Genomic DNA, 10,139 nt, shown 5'->3' with positions numbered 1-10,139 from the left:
ACCTCATCAGCAAGCAGAATACCGGTTCGGGCGTATGGGCGGACACCGCTTATCGCTCGAAGAAGAACGAGGCGTTCCTCGAGCGGGGCATGTTCAAGAGCCACATCCACCAGAAGCGCACGCCGCGTCGGCCGCTGCCCAAACACATCGCCAGAGCCAATGCCAAGCGCTCCGCTGTGCGCTCGGCGGTCGAGCACGTGTTCGCATGTCAGAAGCACCGCATGGGGCTGTTCATCCGCACCATCGGCATCGCCAGAGCCCGGATCAAGATCGGCATGGCCAACCTTGCCTATAACTTCCAGCGCCTCGCCTGGCTCGAGGGGCAAGGTGCGCCTGCATAGCGCGAAAACGGACTGCTGAGCGGCACTCAGGCCCCGAAAACCGCGGAAACCAGGCCGAAAAGGCCAGCCTTCACGCACAAAAGACCGCGATCAGACCATCCGCGCCCTCATCAGGCCGAAAACAGCAGGTTCTTCGAGGTGTCCAAATGGCTCCCCGTCCCCGTCACCGCGACCATGCTGATGGACGCAAACGGTATCACCAAGGACTGGGAAAGCCTCGACAATATCGACCGCAATCTGGTCGACGCGGTGATCGCGGCAGAAGATTCGCGCTTCTGCCAGCATTTCGGCTTCGACACCGAAGCGATCGAGCAGGCGATGCGGGAGAACATGGAGGCCGCCGAGAACGGAGGACGTATCCGCGGCGGATCGACCATCAGCCAGCAAACCGCCAAGAACGTGTTCCTGTGGCAGGGCGGCGGGTTCTTCCGGAAAGGTCTGGAAGCCTGGTTCACCTTCTGGATCGAGGCGGTGTGGGGCAAGCGGCGGATCATGGAAGTCTATCTCAACGTCGCCGAAACCGGGATCGGCACCTATGGCGCCGAGGCCGGGGCGCAGCGCTATTTCGGCAAATCCGCCGCGCGCCTTTCCGCCGACGAGGCCAGCCGCATGGCCGCCGCCCTGCCCAGCCCCAAGAAGCGTGCGGTGAAAGGCCCGCGCGGGTGGCTCGCGCGCCACGGCAACCGCATCGAAGGCCGGATCGGCATCGTCAGGCGTGACGGGCTCGATGCCTGCGTCTACAACTAGACCCGCAATGGATCGCGCGCACGCTCATAACCACGATGATGGCCACGGGCACACGAATGGGGGCCAGCACCACCACGCCCCCGCCGATTTCGGCCGCGCCTTTGTGGTCGGCATCGTCCTCAACACCGGCTTCGTCGTGGTCGAGGCGGTGGCGGGCTTGCTCTACGATTCGATGGCGCTGGTCGCCGATGCCGGGCACAATCTGTCCGACGTGCTGGCCCTCGCGCTGGCATGGATCGCCGCGATTGCGGCACGCCGGCCACCGTCCGGGCGCTTCACCTATGGCTACAAGTCATCGACCATCCTCGCCGCGCTCGCCAATACGCTGTTGCTGGCGGTGACGATCACGGCGATCTTGTTCGAGACCTTCCACCGCCTCACCACGCCGCAGGCACCGCAAGCCACGGCGATGATGGCGGTCGCCGGGATCGGGATCGCGATCAACGCGTTGACTGCCATGCTGTTCATGCGCAGTCAGGAGGATCTCAACATCCGCGGTGCCTATCTGCACATGGCCGCCGATGCCGCGGTCTCGTTTGGCGTGGTTCTGGCAGGGGCGGCGATCCTCTTGACCGGGCGCGTCTGGATCGATGCTGCGGTGAGCCTCGCGATCGTTGCGGTGATCGGCTGGAGCACATGGGGTCTGGCGCGCGACACCGTGGCGATGAGCCTCAACGCCGCGCCCGCGAACATCGACCTTGGCGAGGTGCGCCGCCATCTCGCCGGCTTCGAGGGCGTGGCGGCGGTCCATGATCTCCACGTCTGGCCGATGTCGACCACCGAAACCGCGCTCACTGCCCATCTGGTGATGCCGCAGCGCCCCGCTTCCGACGCCTTCATGCACGAGATCGCCGCAAGCCTGCGCACCCGTTTCGGGGTGAACCACGCGACCCTCCAGATCGAAAGCGGGGAGACTGCCTGCCAGCCGTCCTGCGAGGCGCTTGGCTGATGGCCGCCCGCCCGCGCCCCAGCAGCGACAAGGCGCGCGCGGCGCTGCACGAGGCGATGGAGCGCCTTGCCGCGGGCGATCAGGCGGCGCTCGAAGAAATCTATCGCCTCACGCGGGTGAAGCTCTTCGGCATCATCCTGCGTATCTTGGGCGACAGGAAGGAAGCCGAGGACGCCTTGCAGGACGTCTATGTCAATCTCTGGCAGCGGGCCGACCGCTATGATCCCGCGCGGGCAAGCCCGATTTCGTGGCTGGCGACCTTTGCCCGTAACCGCGCGATCGACCGGCTGCGCACGGGCAAGGTGCGCGGCAGCGCGGTGGATATCGAGGAAGCCGCCCCGCTGCCCGACGAAAGCCCGCTGGCAGACGCGCTGCTGGTCGATGCCGAGCGGACCGCGCAGATCCACAAGTGCATCGCCGGGCTGGATCAGCGCACCCAGAGCCATATCCGCGCCGCGTTTTTCGACGGCAAGACCTACGCCCAGCTGGCCGAGCAGGCCGGGGTTCCGCTCGGCACGATGAAAAGCTGGATCCGCCGCGGGCTGCAACGCCTGCGCGCGTGCCTGGAAGCGAGCGAGGCGGCATGAGCCGGCCCGAAGACAGCGGGTCCGAGCCGATGCGCGACGATCCCACTTTCGCCGCCGAATGGGCGCTTGGCCTGCTCGAAGGCGAGGAACTGCTCGCCGCGCGCGGCAAATACGCGACCGATCCGGACTTCGCCTGGCGCAAGGACTGGTGGGACAACTGGTTCGCGCCGTGGACCGACGAAATGGCCGGAGCAGCAGAGCCAGGCGCGCATGTATGGGACGCGATCGCCGCACGCATCGGAATGCCGGCTGGCGAAGCGGCTGGGGCGGCGACGCCCGGCGAGGTGGCCGCGCTGAAGGCGCGGCTGCGGCGCTGGCAATGGACCGCCGGACTGACTTCGGCAGCGGCGGCCGTGGCCCTGGCCCTGTTCGCCTTTGCCCCGGACAAGACGCCTTTGACCGCTCCCGGCACCGCACCGGCCCAGCTGGCTGAGGCGGCGCCGATGGTGGCAACCGTGCCGATCGGTGACACCGGGCTGCGGCTCGATGTGACCTATATCCCGGAAAGCGGGAAGATGCTGGTCGCCGCAATCGGTCTCACCCCCGATGGGGTGCACGATCACCAATTGTGGCTGGTGCCCGAAAACGGCGGGGCGGCAATGTCCCTCGGCGTGGTTGTGCCGGGCAAGGTGCGCAGCATGACGCTGCCACGGGACGTCGTCGCCGCGCTGCATGACGGATCGCGGCTGATACTCACCCGTGAACCCCTGGGCGGCAAGCCCGAAGGCGTGGATGCCGGCCCAGTGGTGGCCAGCGGCGCCTTCACCACCGTCTGAGCCGGATGGCCGAGCCGGGACCCCGACGCGCCCTCGCTTCACCCTGCGTTAACGGCAATTCATCCGCATTAGCAAAAAATGTGCATCCTCGGCTCGCGGTGCTGCGTAGCTGTCTAGGCAAGCGGGAGAGCTTGCAGTCGTGACGCACCCCCAAGAGGAGAACCCCCTGTGACCCCCAAGACCACCCTCACAGCGATCATCGCTGCCGCGCTCGCCGCGATGACCGGCCTTGTCGCCATGCCCGCGCTGGCCGACAACCAAATGGAAGCCAAGGCGGCACCGAACATCGTCGAAACCGCTGTGAGCACCGGCGCGCACAACACGCTCGTCGCCGCTGTCAAAGCCGCGGGCCTCGTCGAAACCTTGTCGAGCCCCGGCCCCTTCACCATCTTCGCGCCGACCGACGCGGCCTTTGCCAAGCTTCCCGCCGGCACGGTCGAAACGCTGGTAAAGCCGGAGAACAAGGGCACGCTGACCGCGATCCTCACCTATCACGCGGTCGCCGGCAAGGTGACTGCGGGTGACCTCGTCAAGCTGATCAACGCCAATGGCGGCAAGGCCACCCTCACCACGTTGCAGGGCGGCACGCTAACTGCGATGCTTGATGGCGGCAAGGTCGTGATCAGCGATGCCAAGGGCGGCAAAACCACCGTGACCCAGGCCGACGTGATGGCCTCGAACGGGGTAATCCACGTTACCGATGGCGTGTTCCTGCCTGCCTGATCGAGAGCGCTCAACGGCTAGCACCGCCCCCTGTTTCCCCATCCCCTCCACCCCGAGGGGCGGTGCTGCTTGCGACCCCGTCCGGCGTTCCTCCAGCGCCGGACGGGGCTTTTTTTTGATTGGTTGAGGGGGTCGGTCAGCGAGACTAGGGGGTTGGCGCTCCCATTGCGGCAGCGGTCGCGGCTATTGCGCGCTTGCGTGCCTGCTCAATATCTTTGCGGCTCCATGCGCTGAGCGCGTCGAGATCTGCCTTGGATCCGATCTCGTCACCATTGCCCTCGCCTCTCAGGTGATGCTGACCCCGCAAATCCCGGAGGAACGAGAAGACCAAGGGTGAGGCGGGATTGCCCTCGGCCGAGACGATGACGATGCTTGCTCCGTCCTCGCAGCCGCATACGAGCCACGCATTCCCACCGATGGACCGCTTGTCCGAACGGGCGTTTCACTTCGGCGGCGTCGGCTTTTCAGTTCAAGGTCTGACTCTGTCGGCGGAGGCCTGAACAGCAGTGCACCCAGCCGCCAGGGCGGAGGCGCCGCGAAGGATCAGGCCGCCACTTCCTTCTTCTCTTCGCCGCCGATCACGCGGACCGGTTCCTTCTTGCCCTCGACCACTTCGCGGTCGATCACGATTTCGGTCACGCCTTCCATGTCGGGCAGATCGAACATCGTGTCGAGCAGCAGGCCTTCGACGATCGAGCGCAGGCCCCGCGCACCGGTCTTGCGCTTGATCGCGCGCTCGGCGATCGCCTGGAGCGCGTCGTCGGTGAAGGTAAGCTCCACATCTTCAAGCTCGAACAGCTTGCGGTACTGCTTGACCAGCGCGTTCTTCGGCTCCTTGAGGATCGTCACCAGCGCCGGAATGTCGAGATCGTGCAGCGTCGCGATCACCGGCAGACGACCGACGAATTCGGGGATCAGGCCGAACTTGAGCAGATCTTCCGGCTCGCTCTTTTCGAGCAGTTCACCCACCCGGCGCTTGTCGGGATCGGCGACATGCGCGCCGAAGCCGATACTGCGCTTCTGGAGGCGGTCAGCGATGATCTTGTCGAGCCCGGCAAAGGCCCCGCCGCAGATGAACAGGATGTTGGTCGTGTCGACCTGGAGGAATTCCTGCTGCGGATGCTTGCGCCCGCCCTGCGGCGGCACCGAGGCGGTGGTGCCTTCCATCAGCTTGAGAAGCGCCTGCTGCACGCCCTCGCCCGAAACGTCGCGGGTGATCGAAGGGTTTTCTGCTTTGCGGCTGATCTTGTCGATCTCGTCGATATAGACGATCCCGTGCTGGGCCTTCTCGACATTGTAATCGGATGCCTGAAGCAGCTTGAGGATGATGTTCTCCACATCCTCGCCCACGTAACCCGCTTCCGTCAACGTGGTGGCATCGGCCATGGTGAAGGGCACATCGAAGGTGCGCGCCAGCGTCTGGGCAAGCAGGGTCTTGCCCGAACCGGTCGGCCCGATCAGCAGGATATTCGACTTGGCAAGCTCGACATCGCCCGCCTTGCCGCTGTGCTTTAAGCGCTTGTAGTGGTTGTGCACCGCGACCGCGAGCACCCGCTTCGCCCGGTCCTGACCGATCACGTAATCGTTCAGAGTGGTGAAGATGTCCATCGGCGTGGGGATCTCGCCTTCCTTCTTGCCGGCGATCCCCGCCTTTGTTTCCTCACGGATGATGTCGTTGCACAGCTCGACGCATTCATCGCAGATGAACACCGTGGGGCCGGCGATGAGCTTGCGCACCTCGTGCTGGGACTTTCCGCAGAAGCTGCAGTAGAGGGTGCTCTTGCTGTCGGATCCGCTCAATTTTGTCATTCCTGTGTCCTCGAATCCGCGGACGATAGCATTGCTATGGCACGAACGGATTCGGCAAATGTATCCATGGCGCCGGATGAATCAACACATGGCGAAGGTTTTAATCGCTCCGGGGCGGAGCTTGGGGCCACGAAATAGCGGGAAACACCTGGGTATCGGGTTGCTGTTCCGCCGCGGGGCAAGTGCGGGGCGATGGCCTTACTCAGGGGCCCCGCCCGAACCGCCCTCCTGGCCGGTTTCCTCGTTGTCGGGCCTGGTCTCGAACACCTTGTCGACCAGGCCGAAGGCCTTGGCCTCCTCGGCTTCGAGGAAGGTGTCGCGGTCCATTGCCTTTTCGATTTCCTCGAGGCTACGGCCGGTGAACTTGACGTAAAGATCGTTCATCCGGCTGCGGATGCGCAGGATCTCGCGCGCCTGGATCTCGATGTCCGAGGCCATCCCGCGCGCCCCGCCCGAAGGCTGGTGGATCATGATCCGCGCGTTGGGCAGCGCAATGCGCATCCCCGGCTCGCCCGCAGCCAGCAGGAAGCTGCCCATCGAGGCAGCCTGCCCGATGCATACGGTCGACACGCGCGGCTTGATGTACTGCATGGTGTCGAAGATCGCGAGGCCCGCCGTCACCACCCCGCCGGGCGAGTTGATGTACATCGCGATCGGCTTGGAGGGGTTTTCGCTTTCGAGGAACAGCAGCTGGGCGATGATCAGGCTCGCCATGGTGTCCTCGATCTGACCGGTCACGAACACGATGCGTTCGCGCAGCAGGCGGCTGAAGATGTCGAAGCTGCGTTCGCCCCGGCTGGTCTGCTCAACCACCACCGGCACCAGCGCGCCGGTCAGGGGATCGCGCGTGAACTGGCCTTGCGCGCCATAGGTTTCGCCGTGGTTGCCGAGCACATCGATCATGGGAGATGGGTATCCTTCGTGACTTGTCGCCAAGGCTATGTCGGAGGCAGCGGGGCAATTTCAAGGACGTTTACCGTTTCGCCTGTGAATTGCGCGCTGCTGTCGGGCAATCAGGCGCCTTGCATTGCTGCAAAAAGCGGGCAAACCTGCGGGCAATGATGACGCTCACCCTTGCGCGAGGCACGCTCGCTGCCGTCCTTTTGACCACCTCGGCCGCAGCCTTTGCGCAAGCCTCGCCCCGGCCTGGCGAGACGATGCCCGACCGCGAAGCGATGAGCGAGCTGCTTGCGGTGGACGAATATGTCCTGCGCATTCAGGCGCTCGACGATAACGGGCCGCGCCTCAATGCAGTCATCGACTATGATCCGACCGCCCCGGTCAAGGCGCGTCAGCTCGCCCATACCGGGCCGCTGCACGGGCGCACCGTGCTGGTGAAGGACAATATCGAAACCCGCGAATTTGCCACCACTGCGGGCAGCCTGGCCCTGAAAGACAACATGACCGGGCGCGATGCGCCGCTGATCGCCAATCTGCGGGCAGCCGGCGGGGTGGTGCTGGGCAAGACCAACCTCAGCGAATGGGCCAATATCCGCTCGGATAGATCAACCAGCGGGTGGAGCGCCGTCGGCGGGCTGACCCGTAACCCCTACGCGATCGACCGCAATGCCTGTGGCTCCTCGTCCGGCAGCGCTGCGGCAGTGGCGGCAGGCTTTGCCTGGGGCGCGATCGGAACAGAGACCAACGGATCGATCACCTGCCCGGCCAGCATCAACGGCATCGTCGGCTTCAAGCCCAGCGTCGGGATCGTCAGCCGCACCCATGTGGTGCCGATCTCCTCGACGCAGGACACGGCCGGACCGATGACCCGCACCGTGCGGGACGCGGCGCTGCTGCTCGGCGCGATCGCCGGCCCCGACAAGGCCGATCCGGCGACTCTCGCGGCGAAACGGGTGAAGGACTATACCGAGGGGCTCGACACCTACTCGCTACAGGGTGTGCGGATAGGCGTGTTGCGCGACCAGATCGGCAACCGCGCCGATCTCGCCAGCGTGTTCGATGGCGCGCTCAAGGATCTCGAACGCGCCGGAGCGGTGCTGATCGACATAAGCTTCACGCCCGACCAGACGATGTATCGCGACAGCTTCACCGTGATGATGTTCGAGCTGCGCGAGGAGCTCGGCAAATATCTCGGCGCGATCCCCGCCTTCAGGGCCGGGCCGACACCGCGCAGCCTCGCGGACATCATCGCTTTCAACAAGGCCCACGCGGACGAGGAGCTGCGCTGGTTTGGGCAGGAGTTGTTCGAACTGGCCGAAAGCTCCACCGATCGCGCCGCCTATGAGGCCGCACGCACCAACGCGCTCAGGATCGCGGGGCCGGAAACGCTCGACAAGCTGCTGGCCGACAACAAGGTGCAGTTCCTTATCGCCCCGACGAACGGGCCGAGCTGGGCCAGCGATCTCATCAACGGCGACAATTACAACGCTTCGATCGGCTTCGGCGGCCCGGCGGCAATCGCCGGCTACCCGCACCTCACCGTGCCGATGGGTACGATCGAGGGCCTGCCGGTGGGTCTCAGCATCCTCGGCGCCAAATGGGACGATCACGCCGTGCTGAAGGCGGGCGCAGCCTACGAAAGGGCGCGGACAGCCAAGCTGCCCGCGCCCAAATTCCGGCCGTGGCGCGCGACCGAACGGTAAGCCGCAGCGCCTGGTCGAGATTACTTCTTCGCCGTTGCCTTCTTGGCCGGGGCCTTCTTGGCGGCGGGCTTTTCCTCGGAAGCTTCAACCTTCTTGGGCGAAGCCTTCTTGGCAGGCGATTTCTTCGCCGCGGGCTTATCCTCGGCGGGGGCTTCCGCAGAGGGGGCTACCTCGGCCTTGGCTTCGGCCTTCTTCTTGGCCGGGGCCTTCTTCTTGGCGGGCGCCTTCTTGGCCGCAGCGGCATCGACGGTCGCGTCGGCCTCGATGGCCGCCTGAAGTTCGTCCATGGTCACCTCACGTTCGGTGACTTCGGCCTTTTCGAACAGGAAATCGACGACCTTGTCCTCGTAGAGCGGAGCGCGCAGCTGGGCGGCGGCCATCGGATCGGACTGGATATATTGCACGAAGCGCTCGCGATCCTCGGCGCGGTACTGCATTGCCGCCTGCTGAACCAGCATCGTCATTTCCTGCTGCGTCACCTCCACGCCGTTGGCCTGGCCGATTTCCGAAAGCAGCAGACCCAGACGCACGCGGCGCTCGGCGATCGCGCGGTATTCGTCCTTTTCATCCTCGATCTGCTTGAGCGCAGCGGCCGGATCGTCCTCGCGCGCAGCTTCCTGCTGGAGCTGGGCCCAGATCTGCCGGAATTCGGCCTCCACCATGGTGCCGGGCACTTCGAAGCTGTGGCCCGCGGCGAGCTGATCGAGCAGCGCGCGCTTCATCTGGGTGCGGGTGAGACCGGCGGTCTGCTGCTCGAGCTGTGCCTTCATGATCTCGCGCAGCTTCTCGAGGCTGTCGAGTCCGAGGCTCTTGGCGAACTCCTCATCCACGGTCGTCTCGGTCTCGACCTTCACCGCCTTCACGGTGACGTCGAAGGTCGCCTGCTTGCCGGCGAGATGCTTGGCCTGGTAGTTTTCCGGGAAGGTGACGGTGATGGTCTTTTCCTGACCGGCCTTCACGCCCTTGAGGCTGTCTTCGAAGCCGGGGATGAAGGTGCCCGAGCCGAGCACCAGCGCCGCGTCTTCGGCCTTGCCGCCCTCGAACTCGACGCCGTCGATCTTGCCGACGAAATCGATGATCAGCTGATCGCCCTCGGCGGCCTTCCTGGTCTTGGGCGCGTCCTTGTAGCTCTTGTTCTGGCGGGCGATGTTGGCGAGCGCTTCGTCGACCTGCGCTTCGGTGACCGGCACGACCAGCTTTTCGAGCTTCAGACCGTCGATGCTGGGCGTTTCGATCGCCGGCAACACCTCGAGGCTGACGGTGATCTCGGCGTCCTTGCCCTGCGCGTAGTCCGGGTTGAGGCCCACTTCCGGCTGCATCGCCGGGCGCAGCCCTTCGTCACGCAGCAGCTTTTCGACCGATTCGCGGATGGTGTCGTTCACCACCTGACCGTGCAGGGCTTCGCCATGCATCTTCTTGACGAGATTGGCCGGCACCTTGCCCGGACGGAAGCCGGGCATCCGCACCTGCGGCGCCACCTTCTTGATCTCGGCATCGATCCTTGCGGTGAGATCGGCAGCCGGAATCGTGATCAGATAGGCGCGCTTGAGCCCTTCGTTGACGGTCTGCTTGGTGTGCATGGGAACTGGTCTGAAGCCTTCTAT

The 10,139-nt window shown here is 65.0% G+C and carries 10 protein-coding genes; 7 read left to right on the top strand and 3 right to left on the bottom strand.

The genetic code is table 11. The features are described 5' to 3' along the window. The 6 genes from BZF61_RS14045 to BZF61_RS14020 form a co-directional block, all read left to right on the top strand. Positions 1-341, top strand: a 341-nt coding sequence (locus BZF61_RS14045) for a transposase (RefSeq protein ID WP_143736936.1), incomplete at its 5' end; no start/stop codon positions are given. A 174-nt stretch (positions 342-515) separates the two neighbouring features. After that, a complete protein-coding gene (gene mtgA / locus BZF61_RS14040) occupies positions 516-1,088 on the top strand; it encodes a monofunctional biosynthetic peptidoglycan transglycosylase (RefSeq protein ID WP_086620012.1) in 573 nt (190 codons plus the stop codon). Positions 1,089-1,095: 7 nt separating this feature from the next. Further along, positions 1,096-2,037, top strand: a complete 942-nt coding sequence (locus tag BZF61_RS14035; protein ID WP_086620011.1) for a cation diffusion facilitator family transporter — start codon at positions 1,096-1,098, stop codon at positions 2,035-2,037. Then, positions 2,037-2,624, top strand: coding sequence for a sigma-70 family RNA polymerase sigma factor (locus tag BZF61_RS14030; protein ID WP_086620010.1), 588 nt, complete (start codon positions 2,037-2,039; stop codon positions 2,622-2,624). The genes BZF61_RS14035 and BZF61_RS14030 overlap by 1 nt, the downstream gene beginning before the upstream one ends. After that, positions 2,621-3,400, top strand: a complete 780-nt coding sequence (locus BZF61_RS14025) for an anti-sigma factor (RefSeq protein WP_086620009.1) — start codon at positions 2,621-2,623, stop codon at positions 3,398-3,400. Before BZF61_RS14030 ends, BZF61_RS14025 begins: the two co-directional genes overlap by 4 nt. Before the next feature lie 168 nt (positions 3,401-3,568). Further along, entirely contained in the window at positions 3,569-4,123 is a 555-nt protein-coding gene (locus BZF61_RS14020; RefSeq protein ID WP_425429634.1) for a fasciclin domain-containing protein, read from the top strand. Positions 4,124-4,666: 543 nt separating this feature from the next. Here the strand turns inward: BZF61_RS14020 and clpX are convergent. Both clpX and clpP read right to left on the bottom strand, forming a co-directional pair. Then, complete coding sequence (gene clpX, locus BZF61_RS14015; RefSeq protein ID WP_086620008.1) at positions 4,667-5,932, bottom strand: ATP-dependent Clp protease ATP-binding subunit ClpX; 1,266 nt, start codon at positions 5,930-5,932, stop codon at positions 4,667-4,669. Positions 5,933-6,130: 198 nt separating this feature from the next. Next, positions 6,131-6,835 carry an ATP-dependent Clp endopeptidase proteolytic subunit ClpP gene (gene clpP, locus BZF61_RS14010; protein WP_086620007.1) on the bottom strand — a complete coding sequence of 235 codons (705 nt, stop codon included), beginning with the start codon at positions 6,833-6,835 and terminating at the stop codon, positions 6,131-6,133. 155 nt (positions 6,836-6,990) lie between these two features. On the opposite strand from clpP, the gene BZF61_RS14005 reads away from it, so the two are divergent. Continuing rightward, positions 6,991-8,535 (top strand): amidase, encoded by a 1,545-nt coding sequence (locus BZF61_RS14005; protein WP_425429633.1) that lies wholly within the window; start codon positions 6,991-6,993, stop codon positions 8,533-8,535. Positions 8,536-8,555: 20 nt separating this feature from the next. On the opposite strand, the gene tig is transcribed toward BZF61_RS14005, so the two are convergent. Continuing rightward, positions 8,556-10,115, bottom strand: a complete 1,560-nt coding sequence (gene tig, locus BZF61_RS14000; RefSeq protein WP_086620006.1) for a trigger factor — start codon at positions 10,113-10,115, stop codon at positions 8,556-8,558. Positions 10,116-10,139 lie beyond the last annotated feature (24 nt).

This window comes from Erythrobacter tepidarius, assembly GCF_002155695.1.
GTDB lineage: Bacteria > Pseudomonadota > Alphaproteobacteria > Sphingomonadales > Sphingomonadaceae > Erythrobacter > Erythrobacter tepidarius.
This window is presented reverse-complemented; position numbering and strand designations above follow the sequence as displayed.

Coding starts and splice junctions, on each gene's coding strand:
- mtgA (WP_086620012.1), top strand. CDS start 516: ATGCTGATGGACGCAAACGGTATCACCAAGGACTGGGAAAGCCTCGAC.
- tig (WP_086620006.1), bottom strand. CDS start 10,115: ATGCACACCAAGCAGACCGTCAACGAAGGGCTCAAGCGCGCCTATCTG.
- clpX (WP_086620008.1), bottom strand. CDS start 5,932: ATGACAAAATTGAGCGGATCCGACAGCAAGAGCACCCTCTACTGCAGC.
- clpP (WP_086620007.1), bottom strand. CDS start 6,835: ATGATCGATGTGCTCGGCAACCACGGCGAAACCTATGGCGCGCAAGGC.
- BZF61_RS14005 (WP_425429633.1), top strand. CDS start 6,991: ATGATGACGCTCACCCTTGCGCGAGGCACGCTCGCTGCCGTCCTTTTG.
- BZF61_RS14025 (WP_086620009.1), top strand. CDS start 2,621: ATGAGCCGGCCCGAAGACAGCGGGTCCGAGCCGATGCGCGACGATCCC.
- BZF61_RS14030 (WP_086620010.1), top strand. CDS start 2,037: ATGGCCGCCCGCCCGCGCCCCAGCAGCGACAAGGCGCGCGCGGCGCTG.
- BZF61_RS14035 (WP_086620011.1), top strand. CDS start 1,096: ATGGATCGCGCGCACGCTCATAACCACGATGATGGCCACGGGCACACG.